Origin of the sequence: Atribacter laminatus (assembly GCF_015775515.1) — a bacterium.
GTDB lineage: Bacteria > Atribacterota > Atribacteria > Atribacterales > Atribacteraceae > Atribacter > Atribacter laminatus.
The window spans coordinates 1,285,477-1,311,504 of sequence record NZ_CP065383.1 but is presented as its reverse complement, the minus strand read 5'-3'; the positions used below and the strand labels follow the sequence as shown (position 1 = coordinate 1,311,504).

The following is a 26,028-nucleotide window of genomic DNA, read 5'->3' as shown; positions in this document are numbered from 1 at the left end:
CCAAAGGAGAACATCTGTTGGGTTTTAGTTCGGCGGGTGGTGTGCAAATTAGAAAAAATTGCTCATTTGGTATACAATAAAATAAATATTTGAGAGTTTTTGGAGGGGTTTTATGCCAACACTCCAATTTAAAGGAAAAACATTTGTTCAGAATTACCACCACATGGTGAAATACCATGAAATAATCCCACAAAAAGAGAAAAGTCTCACAGATAGGTTAAGCCTTCATGACAATCTTATCATCCATGGAGACAATCTTGTTGCCTTAAAAGCCCTTCTTCCAACTTATGCTGGAAAAGTGAAATGTATTTATATTGATCCTCCCTATAACACTGGAAATGAAAAATGGGTTTATAACGACAACGTATCAAATCCTATGATGAAAGATTGGTTGGGTAAAGTCGTAGACCGAGAAGACCTTACCCGACACGATAAGTGGCTCTGCATGATGATGCCCAGGTTGAAGTTATTAAGAGAACTTCTGAGAGAAGATGGTGTGATTTTTATAAGTATAGATGATAACGAAGTGCATCATCTGCGGATGGTGATGGATGAGATATTTGGAGAGGAGAATTTTTTAGCAACTATAGCCTGGCAAAAGAAATTCTCTCGTCAAAGTGATGCAAAGTGGTTTTCGGATACATTTGAATTTATTGTTGTATACTCAAAAAACAAAAATTTATGGTTTCCTAACTTGTTGCCACGAACAATAAAACAAAATGAAAGATATAACAACCCCGATAATGATCCAAGAGGAGTCTGGACTTCTGGCGACTTATCGGTGAAAACTTATACACCAGATACTGATTATCCAATTACAACACCTTCGGGAAGAATAGTTAACCCTCCACAAGGTTTTTGTTGGAGATTTTCTAAAGAAAGGTTACAAGAATTAATCGAAGATAATCGAATCTGGTTTGGTAAAAACGGGGATAATGTCCCTAGAATAAAAAGGTTTTTATCTGAAGTTCAAGAAGGTTTAGTTCCAATTACATTATGGTTAAGAGATTTTGCTGGTGATACTCAAGAAGCGGTTAGAGAAGTAAAAATAATTCTTGAGGATAAAAAATTTGATAGCCCAAAGCCAAAACGTCTTATTTCACGAATCCTCCAAGTAGCAACTGATAAAGACTCTATCATCCTCGATTCCTTCGCTGGTTCGGGTACTACCGCTCAAGCTGTCCTTGCTCTCAACCAAGAAGATGGGGGGAAACGTCGTTTTATATTAGTAGAATGTGAAGATTATGCCGATGAGATCACTGCTGAACGAGTGAGGCGTGTGATTAAAGGCGTGCCTAGTGCTAAAGATGAAAACCTCAGAAATGGCCTGGGCGGTTCTTTTAGTTATTTTGAATTGGGTAAACCAATAGAATTAGAAAGTATCCTGGAGGGCGATTCGCTTCCCTCTTATCGTGAACTAGCTCGATATATTTTTTATACTGCAACGGGAGAAGAATTTAATCCTTCTGTAGTCGAAGAGAAACGTTTTTTTATTGGAGAAAACGAAGAATATGAACTCTATTTATTTTATAAACCCGATATCGAATATTTAAAATCAACAGCTCTTACCTTGGAACGAGCACAGGCTTTGGGTCCAATTAATGAGAAAAAACGATTGGTTTTTGCTCCCACCAAATACCTTGATACCGAGCATCTTCTATCCTATCGCATAGAATTCTGTCAACTTCCCTTTGAAATTTTTAAAATAAAAGGTTAAAAACCATCTAGAGCTTGGAGAAAGCAATTCCGTGGAATTAAAAGAATACCAAAAAGAATCACTTACAAAAGTAAAAACATTTATCGAATGGTTAAAAAAAGCCAAAATTGAAGCCGATAAAAGGAAAACTAATACCGAATCGGTGTTTGAAGATTACTTTGATTTTCCCCAAGCAGCCTGGAAAAAGATCAGCCAAGATCTCTATCGATCGAAGAAAAATGGAATAGCTCAAGACCTTCCAAATTTCTATTTAAAAATACCTACTGGAGGGGGGAAAACCCTGCTTGCTTGCCACGTGATAGATATTATTAACCGGATCTATCTTGAAAGACAAACTGGTGTGGTTTTATGGATTGTCCCTACCAATCAGATCTATCGTCAAACACTGAACCACTTGAAAGACCGGAACCATCCCTATCGGCAAGTGTTAGATATTGCTAGTAGCGGAAGGACTATGATACTTGAAAAAACTGATCGACTCTCTCCCCAGGATGTCAATGATAACCTTATTGTTCTTCTGCTTATGCTCCCTTCAGCTAATCGACTCAACCAAGAGGTTTTAAAGGTATTTAAAGATAACGGAGGATTTGCTGATTTTTTCCCTTCAGAAGATAACTTCCAAGGGAATAAGAAGCTCCTTGAAAGCATACCCAATCTCGATTGTTTTAATCAAAATAATGGAATTTTCGGCCATATCCCCAAAACCTCACTGGGAAATACTCTGAAGATGCTCCAACCGATCATTATCCTCGACGAAGGCCACAAAGCCTATAGTCAAATTGCCCAGGAAACTTTACGTGGCTTCAATCCAAGCATCATTGTTGCCCTTTCGGCTACTCCTCCCAAAGGAGAAAATATTCTGGTGAATATCACTGGCCAGCAACTCAATCAAGAAGAAATGATCAAACTAGACCTTCATATCATCAGCAGAGCAACCACTGACTGGCGAAATGTCCTCTCTCTTACTTTGGAAAAAAGAAACTACTTAGAGGAAAAAGCGAAAGAATATCAAGCCAATACTGGGGAATATATTCGTCCTATTTCTCTTATCCAAGTGGAAAGGACCGGTAAAGATCAAAGAAAAGGAATTTTTATTCATTCTGAAGATGTCAAAGAATTCCTCATGGTTCAATGCGGTATACCAGAGGATCAAATTGCCATTAAAAGTAGTTCTACGGATGATATTGAAGGGATTGATTTATTTGCAGAAGAATGTCCCATTCGTTATATCATTACCAAACAAGCTCTTCAAGAAGGTTGGGATTGTTCCTTTGCTTATATTCTTACTGTTCTTACCAATCCTGAATCGAAATTAAGCATGACTCAATTGGTTGGACGAATTCTTCGGCAACCTCGAGCCAGAAAAACGAAAATAAAAGATCTCGATGAAAGTTATGTATTTTGTTTCCGTCCCCGAGCGACTGATCTTTTGCAACAAATCAAGCGAGGATTTGAAGAAGAAGGCCTAGGAGATCTAAGTGGAAGAGTTTCGATCGAAACCGAGAGCGAGGTTGCAGCAGGTACGGTTTCCTATCAATACCAGAATCATCTGCGTAAATTTGAAGGAAAAATTTACCTTCCAAGGTTTATTATTCAGGAGGAGAATCATTGGCGAGAGATTAATTATGAAATGGACATTGAGAAAAATTTATCCTGGGATGACGTTAACTTTAACTCTTTATTCGAGAAAACCTTAGCTTCAGATGAAGTAAAAGATCAAAATATTGTAGTTACGCTTTCTTCACAACCTGATGAACTTATTAAACCAATCATTATGCAAACTCAAAAAGGTCATTTGGAAGCAGACCCCATCTTTTTTACTCGTCAACTATTAGATATCATTAAAAATCCATGGCTTGCTTATGAATTTTCAAAAAAAATATTGCAAGGATTCCTTTCCCATTATTCTAAAAAAGATATCAATAACAACTTTTTATTCATTATTCAGCTTTCAAGGCAATATTTAGAGAGTGAACGAGATCGTTTAGCCGAAATCGTTTTTAAGAGTTTAATCATAGAGAAGAAGATCTGCTTTTTTCTCCTTTCCTCTCCTGAAGGGCGCTATACTCTTCCCTCTAAAATTAATATTCAAAGAGAATCGAAAGCATTAATTCATCGTGATCATACTCCATTACAAAGAAGTCTCTTCGAGTTTAATCCTGAAGAATATTTTAATGAGTATGAAAAAAGCGTAGCTCTCTACCTTGATAAGCAAGAAAAATTGCTCTGGTGGTTCCGTAACCTCACTGGCCAGGATTATTATTCCATTCAGGGGTGGAAAAAGAATAAAATTTACCCCGACTTCATCACCTCAAAAAAGGATGAACAAAATCCTGAAGACTACAAAACTATTTATGTAATCGAAACTAAAGGTGAGCATATTTTAGGGAGTGAGGATACAGTTTACAAGCAGAATATTTTTGAACTCTGTAATCAATTGGGTGAAGCAAAAAGCTGGGAAGATTTGGGACAAGAATTCTCCAGCAAACGCGTGGAATTCCAGCTCATACCCGAGGGAGACTGGGAAAGCAGAATAAATAGGTTTTTTAGTATCTAATTGAAGAAAAAAGGAGGGGTGAATGTGGGAAAGGAAATTATGCCCCCCGTTGTCAAGCCGATAAAAATAGACAAAGTAAACGTTATTGGCGGTTTTGCTGCCAATAATGCTCTGGTAGGTGAAAACGTTAGGGTTATCTATAAGGGATTTTTTCACTCAGATCAAAAGATATTTTATGAATATATTGAGGAATTATCGAATATATATTTGAATCGATATTTAGTAAACAGAATTCATAACTTTCTAATTATAATTCATCCTGATTTAACCGCCGATTTATATATTAATGAAGTACCTATATTTCTTAAAATTATCAGTAAAAGAGATATTTTGGCTCGAGAAGCAGTAACAATAAATGATATTGCCGACATTACTGAGCTCTGCTTTGCAGATTATGTTGACTTAAAAGAAAATTATAAGTTAATTTTTTGTTTTAAAGTTGGCTGGAAATTTGGACTTTATTTCGACTTTCACAATACTACGAACCCACATTATTCTTTGAATCTTCAAGAATTATGGAAAGTATTTGGTTATTATTATAAGTTTTTACTTTTCCAAAAAGAATATTCTATTCTTCAAAATAAATTTTTATTTGAAGAAATGTTTAAAGATGGATGGTTTCCGTTTATAAGATTATTAGGGGGAGATTTTAGAAAATTAGCTGAAATTTATAAAAATAGGTTTGATTTTGAAAATTCCATCAATAAATTCATTGACAGTTTTAACGAAAATAAAATTAAGTCAATTATTAATTCTTGGTGGCGAAAGCAAATAATCAAAGACAAAGAAGCTATTATAAAAGCTGGAATTAATGCCTATCTGCAAAATAACCAAGATGGTTACATTAACTGTATAAAAAATTTATATTCGGAAATAGAGGGAATAATTAGAAAGAGCTATATAAATGAGAAAAACAAAAATCCTTCTATGAAAGATTTAATGGACTATGTTGAAGAAAGAGCAAAAAATAAATTTGTTTCTATTGAATCATTAGGATTTCCCAGCGAATTCTATCGTTACTTAAAAGATGTATTTTTTAAAGATTTTAATTTATTGGCCAATGACTGTTTCTTATCAAGGCATACTACATCCCATGGTGTTGCTAAGCCTGAAGATTATACGAAAATAAAAGCTCTTCAGTCTATCCTTATTCTTGATCAAATTGCTTTTTCAATTTTTTGAGGTTCGCTATGACATTAATAATTATATACAGATTATATTATAAGAAAGATTATATAAGTGATGGATAAAACTATAATTTCTGAAAAGTTTAAACTGCGGGGTTTTTGGTGGTTACCCTTAAAAGAGAAAGATAAAATCCCTGGGACACTTTCATATAATCCAGAAGGATTGATGGAATTAGATCTTGATGGAACATTTTGGCCAGAGACTTCAATAAATAACAACGATTATGGGTATTTACCATTATTATATGGAAAAACACATGATGGTAAATATTGTACATTGGTTGATGTTTATGAAGTTTTTTCCAGCCTAAATTACTCGCATGGTTCTTGTATTATTATTACCAGAGTAATTTTTAACCAGCTGTATATAGGAGATGGATATGTTAATCCTGATTTAACACTTTATAAAGCTGCATTAATAGAATTTATGGATTTAGGTGCTTGGATGCATCAAGATCCATTTTCATATCAACAATTAAAAGAAGATTCAAAAGAAATCATAATGTATAGTAAGCCTCCTTCGATCTCAGTTGATGTTGAATTTATAAAAGCAACTATTTCAATTAATCCAGTCATAACTCATACAAGATACTATAATAGCTATACTTGTACAAACAAAGAAATAATAAGAATAACTCCATTTTCTTCTCAAAATATTGAGTGGAATTTAAAAGTACTTTTTAACCTTCAAAAATTGTTTAGCCTATTTATAGGTCGACCGATTTATATCATACGTATTCAACTACTTCTCTTTATAGATAATGAGATAAAATCTAGATCCCAGGAAAAAAATTTTTCTCCCTTAGTGGATCTTTGTTTTAATCAAACAACAAAAAGAGAAAAAAGAGAGTTATTGCCACCACAGATTCCATTCACTTATCCCAGTTTGTCAAACATCTGGGAGATAATATTAAATAATTGGTTTGAAAAATCCACTAGTCTTGAAACGGTAACGGCTTTGAATTTTGGATTATCGATCAATCGGGATCTTCCTGTAGATTTTAAATTCCTTGCTGTAATACAAGCAATTGAATCTTTTCATAGGATAAAGGGAAATAACTTATACATGTCAAATGAAGATTATGAACCAATTAGAGAAATCCTAATAAAAGCTATTCCAGAATCATTATCATCAGCACATCTAGATGCTCTAAAAAACAGAATAAAATATGGTAACGTGTATTCACTTCAAAAACGTCTTGAACTTATTTTGGAAAATTTACCTGATCCTATTGTTTATCTAATTACAAATAATGACAATAACTTTTTACGTCGTGTTGTTGATACTCGTAATTACTTAGTTCATCGAGATGAATCGCTTAAGAGTAAAGTTTTTGACGATGAAGAAATGTTTAATGCATCAGAAAAATTGAAGTTACTTATTGAATTTTTACTATTGCGAGAAATTGGTTTAGCAGATGATACCTTAAAAGATATTATGACAAAACATCGAAGCTATCTAAATAGACAAATTATCTTGGGAAACAAAAATCATTCCTAGGAGTTTTTCATACTATTTAAAGCGGATAACGAAGCTTTCTTAGACAATATGTGTTATGTTTTTTGAAGCGGGGGGAGTGGCTTAATAGGGTTTGTAATCTAAGGGATTAGGTCCAAATGAGCTCTTGAAATGCTACCTTCGGTTTTTTATTGCATCTAGATATCTGCTGGGATAATATGAGTTCAAGATCATCTCTATTGAAAATATTTTTTAGTGCTAGGCCTTTATTCTTGTATTAATAATAATATTTGTAATTGGAAAAACATTAATAAGACAAAAAGATGATATCCTCACGCGGAAAAGCACCGCTCAGGATGACGCCTGAGGCTTATGTGGGGGTCAGGTCTTGATTCTTGAATTATTAATGCATTTGGTTACTCAAATATCCGGCATTTGGTTGGTTTTACTCGAGCATTCTACATTAAAACCGTTATTTTAGCTTGAATGTTTTAAAAGAAAAATCTCAATGGTTGGCACTGCTTGCTGCTGATCTGTTTCTTGTCGAAGACAAGATTGTTACCCTCTATGGAAAGCGCTGGGATAGATGCCTTCTTCAAGATGATAAAATCGGTCTTGAAACTTACTCTGGAATTCCAGATTCGCTTCCTTGATGCTCTGCTCTCTCATATCAGTATCGTCTTTATCCGCCCCATCATGCTGGCTGTCGTTGCCCGAAGGAACGCCGACCACCGAACCTTTGGCGAGCATTTCTATACTATTTTTGATTAAATTCAGGATATGACCCTCATGGAAGTGTTGTCGTTACTTTTTGAGCTTTTCAAATCAACCATGAGAGAGGTTTTCATCCTTTCAGAAGAGAAAATTAAAGAGCTACTCATCTATTTTGTAAATAGTCCTCCAGCATTCAGGCTGCGTCATAATTCCTTTATTACACCAAGAATAGCGTGAAAGTGGAGGACATAGTACATTTATCTTCAGTTTTTGGTTATCTATTCCCATTATTACTGTAAAATATTAGCACAAGTGGGGGTAAATAATTTACAGAATAATTGTGACACAGCCTGATTGTTGAAAGAAAAAGTACCATTATTGAACTGCTAAAGTTGAGTTTATTATAAAATCCATTCCTTCTTCATTAGTTTTGCTTCATACAGCGCTAGGTAGGCTATTTATCCTTCTTTTTTAAATTTATATTTATCAATCAATTGGATAAAAAAGCTAGTTATCACCCCCTAATAAATTAAATTTTTGATAATACAATCTTCGTATTTCCCATATAGGGAAATAGCATCGCTTGAATATCTGAGGTTGGCATGACCTCATCGGCAATATCAATACCCAATATTTCTTTCATTATTTGTCGTCGATGTTCAATTCGCTTCCATGAATCAGGATATTGGGTTCGAATGATCTCCCGGGTCGCTTCATCAGCAACAAACAAACCATCTTCTATGTGCACACCTCCATAGGGTTCACCGGGAAAAGCGATAATATCGCATTGAAGAGCCATTCCCGATTTCACCTGGTGGTTTGATCCCTGAAAGAAAATACTATTGGTCCATTCCTCGGTATGAGTCAGGTGGCCTGGATTTAAACCGATGCCAAACTCTTTAAAATCACCGATTGACTTTTTGACTGCCTGGAATACTTGATCTCCAGAGGCTCCAATATGGAGCGCTTCATACCAGTTACAGAGTGCTTGAAAATAGGGAGCGTAAAAATTCTCAAGAATTCCTTTCATTTTCAGCGGTACTTCTTCTTTTTTCCTAACATAGAGCCCGGTTCTCGCAACCAAGGCACGACGATATCCCATGCAAATATTTATAATTTCACCAAGTTCTAACCTCTTATGATAGGTTGGGCTTTTCAAACCAGGTAAAACATTTTCTAAACCGAAATTAATGTTAGGATGGGTACTCATAGGATCGCCATCTATGGCAAGATGGCGAGAGGCATCAATTTCACTTTCACCAACTTGGAGGTTTTGAAGGGTTTGTAAAACTTTTCGAGAAGCCTTGGTACCAGAAATCTCGTGATAAATTAGCTCTTTAACATCCAGAGAAACTCTTACCCCATAATCAGGATGAATCATGAGGTCGGAAGCATTCTTAAGATTTTCACAATTAACCAAATTTATTAATTCTTGTACGAGATAATAAGGAATTTCAAAGATTTTAGAAGGATTGGTACATTCAATTGGAATAAAATATTTCCATCCTATAATGCCGATACGACTGTTTTTTTGAATCCCTGCGCTCTGGTAAATTTCTCTCAATGATTTACTCTTACCCCTGGGTTGACCTACTAAACTAAAACTTTGGAATAGAACTTTTTGAAGATTAAAGGGAATAATTGCTGAATAATCTAATCCCTCATTTCCCACTATAAGTGTTGGTTCTTGTTCCAGGGAAAGAATGAGAAGGGCTTCTTCGAAGCGAGGATCATATCCAGTTAAAAAATGGATATTGGAGTAATGCTCACGATCACCATATATAATTAAATGTGTATAATCTTGAGACGAAGCTAGTTGAAGTAATGACTTTATTCTAAACTGATAATCTTTCTCATCGAGTATTGGCAATGAACTATAATCAATATCGTCCGAATCATGTTGAAGATTTAATTCAATTTCTGTTATTTTGCTCACTCAGAAACCTCCTTATCTATTCCCTTTATTATTTTTCCTTGCTTTTTCCAGTTGATGAACGAATAATGGTTTCACAGGGCAGAATGGTGATTTCTTTAAGTTTTCGATTGCTCTGAACCATGGTACATAATTTTTCGACTGCCAAGCTCCCCATTTCAAAAACCGGAACTCTAATGGTGGTTAAGGGTGGGCTAATGACTTTTGCAACTTCATTGTCGTCAAACCCAACTACTGAAATATCCTCTGGAACTTTATAACCTTTATCATGGATAGCTTTTATGACACCAGCTGCCATAAAGTCATTACCGCATATAATCGCAGTAGGTTTGGGGTATTCATTAAATAAGCCGAGCATTAACTGGTACCCACTCTCGATCTGATAATCGCCAAACTTTATTAAATTTTCATAAATTCTTAGGTTTCTTTTTGTTAAAGCATCTCGAAAACCATTCGCCCGATCGACCATGTGCAGCTGATCCGCAAATCCTCCTATCAAAGCAAATTTGGTATGGCCAAGCTGTACAAGATAATCTATAACTTGAACAATGGCTCCGTGATTATCAAAATTAATTTCCACTCGAGTTGGAACGGTTGATTTGCATCCAATTAATACATAAGGAATACTCCTATCCTCTAAATAGAGTAAAGACCGGTAATTTATAGGCCAAGAACCAAGAATCAATAGCCCATCGATATATTTATCTTTAATTAGATTTTCGAAAAATTTTGATTTTTGTGCTTCTTCAACAAAACTAATTCCAATTTGAAGGTTGTAGGATGTCTTTTTTAAGTAATCATAAATTCCCTGAACAACTGGAAGCTCATAGCGCCAAGTAGAAGGAAGAATGGGGTTTTCTTCAATAATCGATAACATAATAGTATTGGAGACTCCCTTCGCTAAGCTTCGAGCTGCAGAGAGAGGGACATAGTTTAGTTTCTTAATCGCCTCTTCAACTTTTTTTCGTGATTCTTCACTTACCGAATGATGATTATTGAGTATTCTCGATATGGTACCGGTTGATACTCCGGAAAGCTTAGCGACATCAAATAATGTCGCACGTCTTTTTAATTTCTTGTTATGATTTTTGTCCATAATTTTTAACCTACCTTTAACATCATTCTTGGTAAACCATCTCGTTATGGATTATACCTTCAAACAATGTTAAAGAGATACTATTTGTAACCGCTTACATGTTAGCGTTTACACAATATTATATATTTAATCATTTGTCAATACCTTTATACACATTATATTCTATATAATATCGGCATTATAGGAATATATAATTAATAAAGCAATATTCTGTAATTGTTAACACTTAATAGAATTTTAAAATAGATGAGTAAAAAAAAATTTTATCTGGTAAACTAAAATGAGGCTTAAATAATGTATATTAAGGAGGAGCGTATAATTCCTATGAATTTGTGTAATGTACCTTATATTACGAATAATATTTCAGATAGAAAGAATCTCTCAAGATGATTAATATGATGCTGAAAAAATTGATTTATATAATTTTTACTGTATTTGGTTTTTTATTCATAGCTTTTGGATGTTCCCAAGCAAAAATCCCAATAAAAACATTTGATCACGATCAAATCTTCATTAATATCTATCATGATTCCCTGGAAATGGCCGATAATAATAATGTCCTTATAGATCGATACTTAATGGAGCCTTGGATTATTGTCGATGGCTGCCTGTATTCAGATGAAAAAGTTGTTTTCGTCATTTTAGGAAGGGAAGGTGAAATTCGGGGAGAAAGACTCGCATGTTATAAGTATGAAGGAGGAAAATTTCAGGAAAAATGGATCGATAATAATCGCCAATTGAATCCTTGGAAAATCCTTATGTGTGATGTTGAAGGTGATGGAAGGCCAGAGGTAGCGGTTGGGGTTTGGAAAAAAGCACAATTTCATCCCGTCTTTGACAATCGATTATTTATTTATGCGTGGGAAAAGGGAATGATTTTTCCTAAGTGGCTTGGTTCTAGACTTTCTTCGCCATTTCTTGATTTTAATTTTTGGGATTCCAACCATGACGGCTTAACCGAATTAATTGCTCTTGAGTATCAAAAAGATGGTTTAAAACGAATTATGGCCTATGAATGGACTGGATTTGGCTTTAGGGGAATTGCAATTTTAGGTAAAAATTTATTAATAAACAGTATTGCTGAATTTTGTTTTGAAGGGAGGGATTTCAATGAAATCCAATAAGTCTATTTTCATTATCTTTTTCCTCGTTTTGCTGGTGTCTACAGTTGGATTTACCGAGGAACAGGTGATTACTCCTCAAGAGTTGGAAGGGAAAACCCTACCACAGATTTATATGATGCGGAATGAGATATTTGCAAAAAGAGGTCGACCTTTTAAAACCTACGAATTGAATAACTACTTCCGGTCTAAAGATTGGTACCAAATTGGAGTCAATGAAGATGGGACAGTAACCTATTCCGATGATCGATTGACCGAAATTGATCGTAAAAATATCGAGGCCCTACTTGAAAAAGAAAAGGAACTTCTCCAACAAAATTTTATTGAAATCAACGGAATGAAAAAGATTAACACCGATAATATCATCAATCTTTGGCAATTTGGGGAATTAGCATCTGAAGATTTGGAAAGACTTTCTCAATTCGGCTTCACTATTTTCCCTTGCCGTTATCCAGATCCTGAAAGTGAGGATGTAGAATGGCAACCTGCACCCTATGAACAGTTTTTTTGGCTTTACGAAAACAACAACTACTATGGTGTAGCTAATTTTATAACAACTGATGCGATTCTTCAGCTCTATCATATCTTTTTTGACTTTACCCTACGAAATTTAGAATCCGAAAAACTCTTCCCGGTTGTTAAAGAACTTACCAATCAAATGTTAGAACTTTCTAAATCCTTATTTGAAAAAGCTGAAAATAAAGACATTCAGCGCGCAGCTTTAAGAAATATTGCCTATTTTGCCGTTCCTCAACTCTTTTTAAACAAATCAGAAGCATCCTATCCCCATGGCATCCAAGATATCATTCAATCGGAAATCGATAAAAGCTTAGGCGCGGTCGGTCGAGAAAACTCTGAGATTTTTAACCCCGACTTTAATCCAGATATTAAACATGATATGGACTATAGTCAGTTTATTATTCGCGGTCATTATACTCGATCGGAAGAATTAAAGCGTTATTTTATGGCGCTGATGTGGTATGGACAGAATTATTTCCTAGCCGATCAGCAAACTGATCTCCTTCAATCATTGATTATTACAAAGCAGCTCTTTGATAATTCCTATAATAATTCAAAATTGATCGATCTTTGGGAAACGATCTACGAACCAACGGTGTTTTATGTTGGACTTTCCGATGACCTTGGACCACAAGAGTATAAAATAATACTTGATACCGTTTATGGGGAGAATACACCTTATGAAGACCTTGCCGACCCAATCAAGCTTGCTGAAGCCCAAAAAATGGCGGAAGAGATATATTCCAAAAAGAAACGTATCAAAACCGAGCTTTATCTCATCCCAAGTACAGCCCAATTTCGTTTCATGGGACAACGGTATATTCCTGATTCTGAAATCCTCCAGCGTCTCACCAAATGGACCGATACCGTTCCTCGTATCCCGCTTCGTCCCTTCCCCAAGGGTTTAGATGTTATGGCAGTTTTGGGATCTCGTTTGGCTACAAAAATTGCCTTAGAAGAACATCAAATCGAAGGGAACATTTGGAAAGAATATCCAGAAAATTTGGAAAAAATAATTATGGAATTTACACATCTCACTGCAAACGATTGGAAAACCAATCTCTACTACAACTGGTTGTATTGCCTCAAATCGCTTCTTCAACTAAAAAATGGATATGATTATCCCTTTTATATGCGAAATCAAGCTTGGGAAAAGAAAAGCTTAATCACTTCACTGGCCAGTTGGTCTCAGCTCAGGCATGATGTCATACTTTACGGAAGCCCCTCTGGCGCTGAAAAAGGAGGCTGGGAAGACTGGATTCCCGATCCACCAAAATGCCAGGTTGAAGCCAATCCTGAATTTTTTAGCCGAATGCTTGAACTTCTTACCCATAGTCGCGATGGATTACAGCAAAGAGGTTTGTTAACCAAACCAATGCAAGAAAAATTCGAAAAATTCATTGATCTGGTTGAATTTCTTTATCAGGTCTCTTTAAAAGAGGTCACGAACCAGCCTATTACTTCAGAAGAACACGAAGAACTCTATACTTTTGGTGCCTTACTGGAAAATCTTACTATATCGGTTATGACTGATGATGAAAGTATCAGCAACTGGTTTGAGATTCAAAGCGACACCGATAAAAATGTAGCAGTCATTGCTGATATCCATACTGCTCAAATCGAGGTTGAAGAAAATGGCCAGAAAATTGAGAAAAACTTAGCTCTCGAAGTTGGAGTCGGTCCAGTTTATGAAATTTATGTGGTTACCGAAGTTGATGGCTATCTTAAACTCACTCGTGGAGCAACTTTTTCTTACTTTGAATTCCTACACCCTGCTGATGATCGATTAACTGATGAAAAATGGCAAGCCATGCTGAAAGCAGGAACGAACCCACCGCCGCCAAATTGGACCCAGGGATTTTTCTCTTCTCAGTACCCACCGGAAATACCCCGATTAGAATATATCTATTATTTTGATTAACATCATTTCTCAAAACGAAAGGGAACATCCCCTATTCCCATTTTTTAGGGGGTGTTCCAAGCTCTGTTGATAAGATTGATTTGATTTTCAGCATTATTCAAAAAATAAGAAATAGCCTGATATTTTTAATAATCCTTGTCTGAAACATCTTCATGGAATGGCTAGTATGAAATAGCTATAATATCGAAGGATATTTTCAAAGAGGTGAAGGGAAAACCATGGAATCTCGGAATTCATATAAATTATTCACTATTCTAATGATCATCATAACTATTGGGTATTCAGTAGTTGCTCTTTATCAATTAGGTTCTCGGGTTGCTCCCGAAACTTTTTGGCGTCCTTTGCTTGCTGGTGAAACGGTAACATTCGATTTTGGAGAAATAAAAAAATTTCATTCAATTCGTTATTTTGGAGGCATTGGTGATGGTCAATATCTCTTTGAACTATCCACCGATAACCAATCCTGGCAAGAAAAGCTCAAACTGAATTTTCACGGTGTTTTTGACATCTATGTATGGAAAGATGCCCTTCTTGATGGTGAAGGTCGCTTTGTTCGGATATCCGTATTGCAACCAGGAGGAAGAATGTACGAAATTGGTTTCCTTGGCCTTGACGGGAAAGAAATCATTCCAGTCCAGAATGTTATTCAAAATACTACCCCGGCCATTTTAGAAAGCAGTGTACATAGAATTGCTGATGAATCACATACCATACCTGAATTACCAAGCTTCTTAAATGGTATGTATTTCGATGAAATCTATTTTGCTCGCACTGCCTATGAGCACCTCCATCGTATGGAACCTTATGATTCGGTTCAGCCTTTTTTCGCAAAAATTCTTCTATCTATTGGAATAGCAATTTTTGGGATGAATCCTTTTGGATGGAGGATAGTCGGAACCCTTTTTGGTATAGCCATGATTCCACTCATTTATTATTTTGGACTACAACTTTTCAAAAAACCCTCTTATGCCTTCATTGGAGCTTTTCTTCTTACTTTTGATTTTATGCATTTTTCTCATTCTCGAATCGCTACCATCGAAGTCTATATGGTATTTTTCATTCTCTGTTCTTATTTTTGCATGCTTCTCTTTTACCAAAGAAGTTTTTATGAATATCCCTTAAAAAAACTCCTCATCCCGCTTTTTTTATCAGGACTTTTTTACGGGTGTGCTTCAGCCAGCAAACTCAATGGTATCTATTCAGGTGGCGGCTTGGCTTTTATTTTTTTTACCACTATTTTGCGTAATTATCGGGTTCATTTAAAAATTAAAAGAGAACAACAAAATTATAATAATCAAGATTCTACTCCGAGCTCTTCGAATTCTATTATGGTTTTCCCCCTTTATACCAAAAGAATTATTCTTTGGTGTTTGTTATTTTTTATTGCAATCCCTCTAACCGTTTATGCTCTCTCATTTATACCCCTTCTTTTGGTTCCCAATCGTGGGCATAGTTTTCATGACCTGGTTCAATACCAAATTAATATGTATAATTACCATCGAAATCTAAAAGCAACCCATGGTTATTCTTCACCATGGTGGCAATGGCCTTTGCTTATTCGCCCTATATGGATGTATCAAGGCCAGGGTCTTCCTGAAGGAAAAATTGCCAGTATCTCGTCAATGGGAAATCCGGCTATCTGGTGGCCGGGAACTCTTGCCCTGATTGCCTGCTTTATTGTTTGGCTAAAAAGAAGAGACACTACTCTCTTTTTTATTCTTGCCGGTTTCTTTTCCCAATATCTTCCCTGGGCAATTATTCCTCGTCTAACATTCATTTATCATTATTTCGCTAGCGTTCCTTTTGTTATTTTTTCAATTGTTTATCTTATTCGAGAATTTTTAGAAAAATATCATGGCTCTAAGTATTTCGTCCTCATCTACCTAATCATAGTTGTGGTCCTTTTTGTGATGTTTTATCCAGTAATTTCCGGCACGATAGTAGATCGATCCTATGCCGCAAGATTTTTACGCTGGGTGCCAAGTTGGATCTTTTATATATAAAATATTTTGAAATTGAGGATTAACAAAATGAAGACTATTCAATATTCAGTGGTTGTACCAGCTTTTAATGAGGAACCGGTAATTTCGGAAACCCACAATCGTTTAAAAAAAGTAATGGATGAAATTGGAGAGCCTTATGAGCTTATTTTTATTAACGATGGGAGTTCTGACCGAACTGGTGAAATTCTTGATGATATTCACCGCAACGATCCCAATCTTAAAGTAATTCACTTTTCCAGAAATTTTGGTCATGAAGCCGCAACAACTGCCGGATTAGACCATGCTTCTGGGCAGGGCATAGTCATCATCGATGCCGATCTGCAAGATCCGCCGGAATTGATACCAGCCATGATTGAAAAATGGAAGCAGGGTTTTGAAGTTGTTTATGGAAAAAGGAAACAACGAAAGGGCGAATCGGCCTTCAAAAAAACGACCTCTGCTCTTTTTTACCGTTTTCTGCAACGCATGACCGAAATCAATATGCCTGCTGATGTGGGTGATTTTCGGCTCATCGATCGGAAGGTTGCCGATGCTTTAAAAAATATCCGAGAAAAAAATCGTTATATGAGAGGTATTATAAGTTGGGTGGGGTTTCGACAAACTGCTATTGAATTTGTTCGAGAAGAGCGTTGGGCTGGGGAAACCAAATATAACGTTAAAAAACTCCTTCGTTTAGCATGGGATGCCATTACTGCTTTTTCTTACAAACCTTTAAAAATTGCTACCTATTTAGGATTTACCCTCTCAGGAATTAGCTTCATTTACCTCTTGATAGTCATTTTTGAAAAGGTATTTACCCAAAAAACCGTACCTGGCTGGGCCTCTCTGATGGCTATTAGTCTCTTTTTTAATGGAGTAGTACTCATTATGCTTGGGCTATTGGGAGAATACATTGGAAGAATCTATGATGAAACCAAGAACCGCCCTTTGTATGTCATTCATAAAGCTCAAGGTTTTGACGAAAAATCCTCTAAAAATGAATAATTTTTTTCTCACCAAAAACTTTTTCCAATTTATAAAGTTCAGCCTGGTTGGAGTTCTTAATACTGCAGTTGATTTTGGTATTTTTACTCTTCTCAATTATCTTTTCGGAGAGCAATATTATCGAATATCACAAATAATTTCCTATTCTTGTGCAGTTTTTAACAGTTATTATCTTAATAAGTCCTGGACTTTCCAGGCTGGCCACCGTTTTAATCTAATCGAAATGATAAAATTTCTAACTATTAACCTCATTTCCCTGGGAGTATCACTCTTCTTCTTAACTCTCTTTCATGAAAAATATCAAATAGAAGTACTTTGGAGCAAGGTTGGAGCAACCTTTTTTTCGGTTTTGATCAATTTTATCGGCAATAAGTTTTGGGTTTTTAAAATGTTAAAATCTTAGCTGAAAAAGATAAAATATAAAAATATTAAAAACCTGGTTTTGAACTTAAAATTAAATAAAAATATAGAAATAATGATTGCTCTTGTCTCCTAATATGGATTTCTTTCGTAAAATGAAAATGAATATCATAATCAAAAAGGATATTTATTGTATAATAAACACTGAAGGGGGTGTTATTGGTTGAAAAAAATATTTCTATCCGTTTTATACGTTCTTGCTTTAACTTTGGTTTTTTCTTCTTCGCTACTGGCTTATGATATTCAGTTTATTGGAAATGGAGTACTCCCAACCCCTGAAGATGAAGCGAATATTAAAGCCTACATAGATCTCGGCCAAACTCAGGCTGGTGCGGAAGATTGGGAAAAATGGCAACCAGAGTCATCAACAGTTATTATCCTTCCATCCAACGAGGATATTCAAAACCATCAGGATATTCTCAGAAAAATGGAAGAAAATGGAAAATTGGTGGCAGTTTCCGACCTTCTGGATGGCTCTCAATATCCAGTTTTCCCGCCTTATTCAGTTTTCACTGAAAACTATCATTCAGTGGTTTTTCTCAATTTTGTTGGAGATGGAAGCATTTTCCTTGACGAAGAGTCTATTCAAGCTATTCAAAAGTTAGCTCCAGAAAAAATCTTTGTGATTGGAACTGAAAAAAATTCACCCATCATTCAAGAAAAGCTGGCAATTTTTGAATCGATTCCAGTAGAGGTTATAGAAAGAGAAAAATTAACAGCAAATTATTCACAAGTTGCGAATATTCCAGAAAATCCAGTTATTCTTTTCTTTTATTCATCAAGATGTCCTTCCTGTCGAAAACTCAAAAATGAAACAACACCGCCGATTTTTGAAAAATATCAAGATCAAATCAAAGTTGTCTATCTCGATTATATTTTTTCTGAAAACTATGAAAAGCTGGTTTTTTTGGAAGAGCAATGGCAAGTAGAAAACACAACTTCTGTTGAGTTGTTCTCCGAAGCCGGATATGTCACCGCGGAAGAGAATGAAAATGTGAACTCAAAAATTGAAGAGCTCATACAAAAAACTATTTCACTTTCTGAAACCGATAAAAAAATAGTAACCAGTGATACTGGTGCTATCGAAGATATCGTATTTCAACGCTTTAAGGGTTTTACACCTTGGGTAGTAGCTGGCGCAGGGGTTTTGGACGGTCTTAACCCCTGCGCTTTTGCAACTATCATTTTTATGGTTAACCTCCTCATGGTGCTTGGCCATGACCGGAGGAGAATTCTCGAAATTGGAGTAACTTATAGTATAACCGTCTTTATTACTTATCTTCTTTTGGGATTAGGTCTGTTTCACGTCTGGCAGACTTTAGCCGCTTACCACGTTTTTTCTCGAGTTGTCTATGGAATTATGGCTTCAGTTCTTTTAGTTTTCGCCATTCTTAGTATAAAAGATGCTATTCAATACAAAAAAGATAAGAAAGAAACTGAGTTCTCCTTAGGTTTACCCAAGGGATTTCGAGTAAAAATAAATCAATACCTCAAAAAAAGCTTTTCCGAAAAAAAATTAATATTTGCCGCCATCCTGAGTGGTTTTGTTATTTCCCTTCTCGAAGCCGGGTGCACTGGGCAAATTTATCTACCCACTATAATGTATATTGCCCGACAAAGCACATCAATGCGGGCTTTTCTGTATCTTATCCTTTACAATGCCTTTTTTATCATTCCGCTTTTAGTGGTCTTTTTTGGAGTCTACTACGGAAGTCAATCTAAAGCTTTGACTAATTTTGGAAGGAAAAATATTCTTTTTTCAAAATTAGCTTTGGGATCATTATTTATTGTTTTAAGTATTTTGCTCTGGCAAAGTGCTTTGTCCTGATTACTCATGAGGGAATCATTGGAAAAGATAAGGGGGTGTTCATTGGATGGCTAAAAAAGCTATCTTTATTATTTTAACAATATTTTTTGTTTGTGGTTTAGCAGAATTTGTAAGAGCTCAGGAGAATATTATTCCAGTAACTATTATTCGAGTTTCTCAACCAAATATAGTAACCGCTGAATATTGCTGTGGCAGGGAAAAAATTAAGGTTCGAATTAAATTGGCTGGAGTGAAGCCACCTATAGCTTATGCTGGAATAGCCGACCTTTTAAAAGAAAAACTTCGAAAGTTTATTCACATGCCAGGTGTGAGTTTCGACTTTGCTTTGGGTCATAATAGTGAAGAAAAAGTATGGGTTGGCTATCTATCCTACCTCTGTCACTGTGAGAGCGAGGATGATGAAATTGCCATAATTAATGCAGAACTTATAGCAGAAGGGTTAGCGGAAGTAGATGAAGATACTGCCGGAAGAAACATGATTAATTATCTACTCGGTGAACAAGATAAAGCATGTTCAGAAAAAAAGGGTTTATGGCTTATCAAAGAAGACATAACAGCCTCAACAAGCAGCGGAAAAAGTGATTGTCCATCCTGCGAGAGATGAATAATCTTAAAAAAACAAAAGAGTGCTTTTCGGCACTCTTTTGTTTTTTTACCAGAATAAAAATGAATTAAAATTTATCTGGTGTTTGTAAAAGTTTCTGGCTCTCGGGTGTGTCGTAATTTTCAGGTGTTATGATCGCAACTGGAATTTGAATATCCCTTTCACCCTCTTCAATTTTACCGCCTTTGATAACTTTATCCAGCATTTCGACGCCACGATATCCCATTTGGTAAGGATCTTGAGCGATAATTGCATTGATGGTTCCTTCTTCAAATAACGGCAAGGTTTCCGGGCTAGGATCGAAAGTAATCAGCTTCACTTTTTGATCCAAACCCTTGGCTTTAAGAGCTTGAGCAATTCCTACTCCCATTGGAGCTGCGGCTGAGTAAAATCCTACTAAATCAGGGTTGGCATTGAGTAGGTCAGTGGCTATATTCATGGCAGTTGCAGCTATGGCATCTGTCCATTGAACCGGAAGAACTTGAATATCAGGGAACTTTTTCATGGCTTCAATAAAACCGTCACTTCGTTCCCTTCCAGTTTGTGAACCGGCTGTAATCCCAATATTCGCTACTTTGCCCTTCCCACCAATCATTTCAGCCAGTAAAAGCCCAGCCTGGTAAGCTCCGTCAAAATTATCAGTGGTAATATTAGCAAGTGGAATTGTCTTATCTTCAATGCCAGAATCGACCATGATGATCGGAATACCGGCTTTTATACCATTTTCTACTGCTGGTTGTAATGCTTTTGCATCAGTCGCTGCCATAAGAATTCCGGCTGGTTTGGTTGCAACAATATTATTCACTAAATTCACCTGCCCAGCTACATCGGCTTCGGTAGCAACACCTTGGTAATCTACTGTATATCCTAATTCACTCGCTTTATCAGTTGCGCCTTTACGGAGAAATAGCCAGTAGGTTACATCGGTTGATTTGGGGATAAATACGATTGTTTTCGATTTTCCTTCATCTTGAGCAAAAGCAACGGTTAAGCAACCAAGAATGAGTAAAGCAGCTAACATTAACGATATAACAGAATACCATTTTTTCATTTTCATCCGACCTCCTTTTTTTATAAAAAAATGACTTAAAAGTCATTTTTTTTCAATTAATGTTTTCGACGAATTTGATCAGCTGCAACTGCGAAAATAATAATTAAACCATTTACCACATATTGATAAAAAGCTGATACACCTAAAATATTCAAACCATTTCGGATAGTGGTTACCAATAAAGCTCCTATTAAAGACGCAAAAATATTGCCTTCACCCCCATAAATACTAGCTCCTCCAATAAAAACCGAACCGATCGCTAAAAGCTCGTATCCATTCCCCGAGGCAGGTTGCATGGTCCCTAATCGAGCCGATTCAATGACTGCTGCAATCGCTGCGAACATGCCACAAATCATAAAAATTCCCAAGGTGACCGAGGAAACCTTAATGCCTGATAAACGGGTTGCTTCGGGGTTACTTCCAATGGAGTAAGTAAACCTTCCAAAACGAGTGTTTCTTAAAATAAAATACATAATCGTAAACAAAATGATAACAATGATTGTAGGTACTGGCACAATCCCTGCTATTCTCCCTTGGCCAATCCATAAATATTCCCTCGGTAAGCCATAAATTGGAACTCCATTACACAAAATTAAAGCCAGTCCTCGAGCAATCCCCATCATTCCAAGAGTTGCAACAAATGGCGGAATTTTTAATTTAATGATAGCTAGACCATTACAAAACCCGGCAAAAAGTCCAGCTCCGATTGATGCCATTAAAGATACGATTACGCTTCCACTAAATTGCAAAGCCAACCCGCCAACAATCGCCGAAAAGGCAAAAACCGAACCCACCGATAAATCGATTCCCCCGGAAAAGATAACAAAAGACTCACCTGCTGCTATTAAAGCAATTACTGCTGATTGGAGGGTAATTTCAAAAAGATTATTAACCGTAAAAAAATAGGGAGAAAGTAAAGAAAGAATGACCCACATTATAATTAAAATAAACAACATAGATATGGATTGCTGCTGATACAAATACTGGAAAACACTTAAAACATCCCAATTTTTTCGATGCTCATCCGGAAGATTTTGGTTCATATTTCCAATCCTTTTAATTAAGATTTAAACATCGAGCCATTATTTCCTGCTTGGTAGTCGTGCTTGGGTCGAGTTCAGCTATAAGCCGTCCTTGAGACATAACTAAAATTCGATCACTAACCGATAGGATTTCTGAAATATCACTGGAAAGAAAAAGTACCGCCTTTTCTCCAGATTCCACAAAATCAAATATAAGATTATATATCTCTTCCCGTGCTCCCACATCTATCCCGATAGTAGGTTCATCTAATATCAAAAATTGGCAATGGGCAGCTAACCACTTGGCAAAAATTACTTTTTGTTTGTTGCCACCACTTAAATATTTAACCTGTTGATAAACACCGGTCGTTTTAATTTTTAATTGATTGATATATTTTTGAGCTAAAGCTTTTTCAGCAGGAATACCAAATAGTCTTTCTTTCAATTTGGCTAAATAAACTAAAGTCACGTTATCTTTAACTGGCATATTCAAACATAAACCAGACACGTCTCTATCCTCAGGTAAATATCCTATACCGTGTTGGACGGCTTCCTTTGGATTCTTTATGTTGATTTCTTTCTCCTGGAAAAAACATTTGCCTGCGTCTAATCTATCAACACCAAATATTGCCCGAGCCAATTCTGTCTTTCCAGCCCCAATAAGACCGGTTAATCCAACAATTTCACCCTTCCCTATTTGAAAGCTTATATCTTCAAAGATCCCCTTACGACGGAGAGATTTTAATTCGATCATCACTTCAGACGAAAGATGTTGTTTTTTCTTTTCAAGGGTTTTCATTTCCTTCCCAATCATTAAGCTAACGATCTCATTTAATTCTGCTTCTTTGGCTCCCATTGTTCCAACGTTTTTTCCATCTCGTAAAACAGTAATCGTATCACCTATTACTTTAATTTCTTCCAATTTATGAGAAATATAGATAATGCCGACCTTTTTCTTTTTAATATCAGCAATAAGTTGGAAAAGGGTTTCAACTTCTTTTTTGCTAATTGCTGCGGTTGGTTCATCCATAATGATGATTTTGGCATTTTTTGACAAGGCAATAGCTATTTCCAACATTTGTTGCTGGGATACGCTTAATTTTTTTACCAAAGTATTGGGGTCTACAGAAAAATGAATATTTTCTAAAACATCTCTTGCTCTTTTTTGAACTGATTTCCAATCGATCCCTCCTTTTTTCACTGGAAAATTAGATAAAGAGATATTTTCTGCTATGGATAAGTGAGGAACTAGATGAAAATTTTGATATATAGTTGCAATTCCCAGGCGAGATGCAACCTCAGGGCTGTAAGAAGCCATGTCAACTTCTTTCCCCTCTAAAAATACCTTCCCCGAATCAAGGGTATAGGCACCACTTAAAATTTTTATAAGTGTAGATTTTCCCGCTCCATTTTCACCCAAAATAACATGCACTTCGCCCTCGTGAAGACGAAATTGAATGTCTTTTAAGACTTTAACACCAAAAAATGCTTTGTTAATTCCTTCCATTACTAATAATTCAGGCATTTTGGTTTTACCATTAATTATTTTAGTATGGATTTATTATCTCGGAATAGAATTTTTTATTATGAAATCGATTTCATTTTTTTTATACCATATCAAACAATGAAAGTCAATTCACTGGGTAATCATAAAATTTAGCCTTTATCAGTCATGAATTGCAAAAATTTTCAATAATTATTTCCCGTTATCCGCTCTTAAGCATATCCACCAGCAACAACCATAACTTGTCCTGTTACAAACCCGGCCTCTTCAGACGCAAAAAAGAATACACTTTCTGCAATATCTGCAGGTTGTCCTAACCTACCAACTGGTATTTTTTTAATAAGTTGAGGAATAGCCTCGGGTGTTATGGTGGAGTGGAAAAGATCGGTTTCAATCTTTCCAGGTGCAACAACATTAACAGTAATTCCCTGTGAAGCATAATCTCGAGCCAAAGCCTTACTGTAAGGAATGATTGCCCCCTTGGTTGCGGCATAATGTGATCCTGAAGACCCACCTGTAATAGCCGCTGTTGAAGAAATATTGATAATTCTTCCCCACTGTTTTTCTATCATCATTGGTAGGGCATGAGCACAGCATAAGAAAACACCTTTGATATTGACCTGATAAAGTCGATCCCACATTTCCTCATCTACAATCGTTGTTGACTTACTCCGTAATTGACCCTCTCCGGCATTATTGACCAAGATATCAACCAAACCGAAATTCTCCTGAATATATTCAAACATCCTCTTTACTTGGTCCTTTTTTGATACATCAGCACGAAAAGCTATTCCTTCACCACCTAAGGAACGTATTTGGTCAAGCGTTTCCTGAGCAGTATTTTCATTTTGATAGTAATTAATAGCAATTTTTGCTCCTCCATGAGCAAGACGAAGAGAAATTCCCCTTCCAATACCGCGACTTCCCCCGGTAATTAAAGCAACATGACCACTTACACCAGGCATAAAAAATAACCTCCAATTAATTGAATTAAACTTTTAAACAGAAAATGAATTATTGCCCTAAGTTCATAAGAAACGAAACAATCTCGGTTGATTTTTCGGGATCTACGAGTTGTGAATGATCAAGGAAACCGTTCAAGAAATATTGATTTTTTGATAAAACTGTATTTCCTTTAAAAAGCGCTGAATCCTTAGGAACATATCCGTCATTCTCACCAGGGATCATTCTATAACAAATAAGTGTCAGATTGTCGAAATAGTCATTTCGTTGCCACTTCCAAACCACTTTTGACTGACAATTATCATTTTGACAAATTGTGGTATGAATTGGTTGGCTATCTATAATACTAGCAAATACAATATATTTTTTTCGGTTTTCGATATCATTTTGATTGGAAGAAAGATCGGTAATAAAAGACGAAGTCTCTTTCATGTCGGCAACCCCTGGCATGAGAGACTCTTGAATCCAAGTGCTAAAATTATCTGATCCGAGCAATTTGGCACCAAGGTCTGCTAAGGGGGTTCCGAGATGCGGCGTGCCAAATGTGATCAGTTTATCAACCGTACCACCTTGAGCAATATAAGACCGAGCTACTAACCCCCCCATGGAATGGGCAATAATAATCGGATTTTCAATTCCATTTTCATTCATTTTTTTATAAAGATCAAGGCCGTTCACTGCAATTAATTCTGTCCAATTATATTGGAATACCCAAACTTGATGATTATCATAAAAACCTCTTTTTTCCAATTCATTTAATAATTTATTCCACCGGCTTCCATCGCTGTTCATCCCATGGATAAAAACAACTGGTTTCCCAACTCCTCCCTTCATAGTTAAATGATTTTTCATGGTCCAAAATCCTTTTGATTGGTCAGCGTTGGATTTATGAACTTCAAATAGTACTTGCCCCTTTTGTCCGAGGTCGTTTGACCATTTCCCCACCCAAGCTCTTTGATCATCAACCCATAAACCTTCAAAAGTCAGTTTTTCACTATGGAATTTCGCGGTAAAGGTGATATTTTTATCCTTTTGTTCACCTGAAATTGGACCTTCCGAAAAACCATACGAATCAACTCGAGAAAGGACTCCAAATATCTTCTCTCCTATTTGATTTATATGAACAAAGAATATTTGACTTGGTTTGTCTTTCCCATAATCCTCACCTGGCTCGAAAAGCGGCAAGCCTTGCCATCGACCAGCATAACCATAAGGACTATCAGTAATATCAACCAGGATAAAGCAGCCAGATAAAAATAGTAAAAGAAAAACTATGGAAAAATTAATTAAAAAATAGTGTTTGCCTTTTTTTTGATTATGGCTATTTCTTGATACTTTCATGAGCAATAAATCCTCCTGGTAGTATAATAATACGGTAAAATATTATAACCTTTATAAATTTGATTTCACTATTTTATAAAAAAA

General features: G+C 35.9%; 19 protein-coding genes. 12 read left to right on the top strand and 7 right to left on the bottom strand.

Going from position 1 to position 26,028, the window contains the following annotated elements:
* Positions 1-112: 112 nt before the first annotated feature.
* The 5 genes from RT761_RS06010 to RT761_RS05990 all read left to right on the top strand — a co-directional run bounded on the left by RT761_RS06010 (position 113) and on the right by RT761_RS05990 (position 7,691).
* Positions 113-1,717, top strand: coding sequence for a site-specific DNA-methyltransferase (locus tag RT761_RS06010; protein WP_218113166.1), 1,605 nt, complete (start codon positions 113-115; stop codon positions 1,715-1,717).
* Between the two features lie 31 nt (positions 1,718-1,748).
* Positions 1,749-4,274 carry a DEAD/DEAH box helicase gene (locus RT761_RS06005; RefSeq protein WP_218113165.1) on the top strand — a complete coding sequence of 842 codons (2,526 nt, stop codon included), beginning with the start codon at positions 1,749-1,751 and terminating at the stop codon, positions 4,272-4,274.
* A 24-nt stretch (positions 4,275-4,298) separates the two neighbouring features.
* Positions 4,299-5,456, top strand: a complete 1,158-nt coding sequence (locus RT761_RS06000) for a hypothetical protein (RefSeq protein WP_218113164.1) — start codon at positions 4,299-4,301, stop codon at positions 5,454-5,456.
* 60 nt (positions 5,457-5,516) lie between these two features.
* Complete coding sequence (locus tag RT761_RS05995; protein ID WP_218113163.1) at positions 5,517-6,962, top strand: ApeA N-terminal domain 1-containing protein; 1,446 nt, start codon at positions 5,517-5,519, stop codon at positions 6,960-6,962.
* 498 nt (positions 6,963-7,460) lie between these two features.
* Positions 7,461-7,691: a hypothetical protein gene (locus RT761_RS05990; RefSeq protein WP_218113162.1), complete on the top strand. Its 231-nt coding sequence runs from the start codon at positions 7,461-7,463 to the stop codon at positions 7,689-7,691.
* Between the two features lie 472 nt (positions 7,692-8,163).
* Here the strand turns inward: RT761_RS05990 and RT761_RS05985 are convergent, their stop codons facing one another.
* Both RT761_RS05985 and RT761_RS05980 read right to left on the bottom strand, forming a co-directional pair.
* Positions 8,164-9,570 (bottom strand): hypothetical protein, encoded by a 1,407-nt coding sequence (locus RT761_RS05985; protein ID WP_218113161.1) that lies wholly within the window; start codon positions 9,568-9,570, stop codon positions 8,164-8,166.
* 28 nt (positions 9,571-9,598) lie between these two features.
* Positions 9,599-10,663 carry a LacI family DNA-binding transcriptional regulator gene (locus tag RT761_RS05980; RefSeq protein ID WP_218113160.1) on the bottom strand — a complete coding sequence of 355 codons (1,065 nt, stop codon included), beginning with the start codon at positions 10,661-10,663 and terminating at the stop codon, positions 9,599-9,601.
* A gap of 395 nt (positions 10,664-11,058) precedes the next feature.
* Here RT761_RS05980 and RT761_RS05975 point away from each other — a divergent pair, with 395 nt between their 5' ends.
* The 7 genes from RT761_RS05975 (at position 11,059) to RT761_RS05945 (ending at position 20,063) form a co-directional block, all read left to right on the top strand.
* Positions 11,059-11,787 (top strand): hypothetical protein, encoded by a 729-nt coding sequence (locus RT761_RS05975; RefSeq protein ID WP_218113159.1) that lies wholly within the window; start codon positions 11,059-11,061, stop codon positions 11,785-11,787.
* Positions 11,774-14,224: a DUF3160 domain-containing protein gene (locus RT761_RS05970; RefSeq protein WP_218113158.1), complete on the top strand. Its 2,451-nt coding sequence runs from the start codon at positions 11,774-11,776 to the stop codon at positions 14,222-14,224. Before RT761_RS05975 ends, RT761_RS05970 begins: the two co-directional genes overlap by 14 nt.
* 218 nt (positions 14,225-14,442) lie before the next feature.
* Entirely contained in the window at positions 14,443-16,227 is a 1,785-nt protein-coding gene (locus tag RT761_RS05965; RefSeq protein WP_218113157.1) for a phospholipid carrier-dependent glycosyltransferase, read from the top strand.
* 27 nt (positions 16,228-16,254) lie between these two features.
* On the top strand, positions 16,255-17,211 hold the full coding sequence (locus RT761_RS05960; protein WP_218113156.1) for a glycosyltransferase family 2 protein: 957 nt from the start codon (positions 16,255-16,257) through the stop codon (positions 17,209-17,211).
* Complete coding sequence (locus RT761_RS05955) at positions 17,204-17,614, top strand: GtrA family protein (RefSeq protein WP_218113155.1); 411 nt, start codon at positions 17,204-17,206, stop codon at positions 17,612-17,614. The genes RT761_RS05960 and RT761_RS05955 overlap by 8 nt, the downstream gene beginning before the upstream one ends.
* A 180-nt stretch (positions 17,615-17,794) precedes the next feature.
* Positions 17,795-19,459: a thioredoxin domain-containing protein gene (locus tag RT761_RS05950; protein WP_218113154.1), complete on the top strand. Its 1,665-nt coding sequence runs from the start codon at positions 17,795-17,797 to the stop codon at positions 19,457-19,459.
* A 46-nt stretch (positions 19,460-19,505) separates the two neighbouring features.
* Positions 19,506-20,063, top strand: a complete 558-nt coding sequence (locus RT761_RS05945; protein ID WP_218113153.1) for a thermonuclease family protein — start codon at positions 19,506-19,508, stop codon at positions 20,061-20,063.
* 67 nt (positions 20,064-20,130) lie between these two features.
* Here the strand turns inward: RT761_RS05945 and RT761_RS05940 are convergent, their stop codons facing one another.
* From RT761_RS05940 to RT761_RS05920, 5 genes are all read right to left on the bottom strand, one after another.
* On the bottom strand, positions 20,131-21,114 hold the full coding sequence (locus tag RT761_RS05940) for an ABC transporter substrate-binding protein (protein ID WP_218113152.1): 984 nt from the start codon (positions 21,112-21,114) through the stop codon (positions 20,131-20,133).
* Between the two features lie 56 nt (positions 21,115-21,170).
* Positions 21,171-22,157 (bottom strand): ABC transporter permease, encoded by a 987-nt coding sequence (locus RT761_RS05935; RefSeq protein WP_218113151.1) that lies wholly within the window; start codon positions 22,155-22,157, stop codon positions 21,171-21,173.
* Between the two features lie 13 nt (positions 22,158-22,170).
* Positions 22,171-23,661 (bottom strand): sugar ABC transporter ATP-binding protein, encoded by a 1,491-nt coding sequence (locus RT761_RS05930; protein ID WP_218113150.1) that lies wholly within the window; start codon positions 23,659-23,661, stop codon positions 22,171-22,173.
* 191 nt (positions 23,662-23,852) lie between these two features.
* Positions 23,853-24,605, bottom strand: a complete 753-nt coding sequence (locus RT761_RS05925) for an SDR family NAD(P)-dependent oxidoreductase (protein WP_218113149.1) — start codon at positions 24,603-24,605, stop codon at positions 23,853-23,855.
* 49 nt (positions 24,606-24,654) lie between these two features.
* Positions 24,655-25,944 (bottom strand): alpha/beta fold hydrolase, encoded by a 1,290-nt coding sequence (locus RT761_RS05920; RefSeq protein WP_218113148.1) that lies wholly within the window; start codon positions 25,942-25,944, stop codon positions 24,655-24,657.
* Positions 25,945-26,028 lie beyond the last annotated feature (84 nt).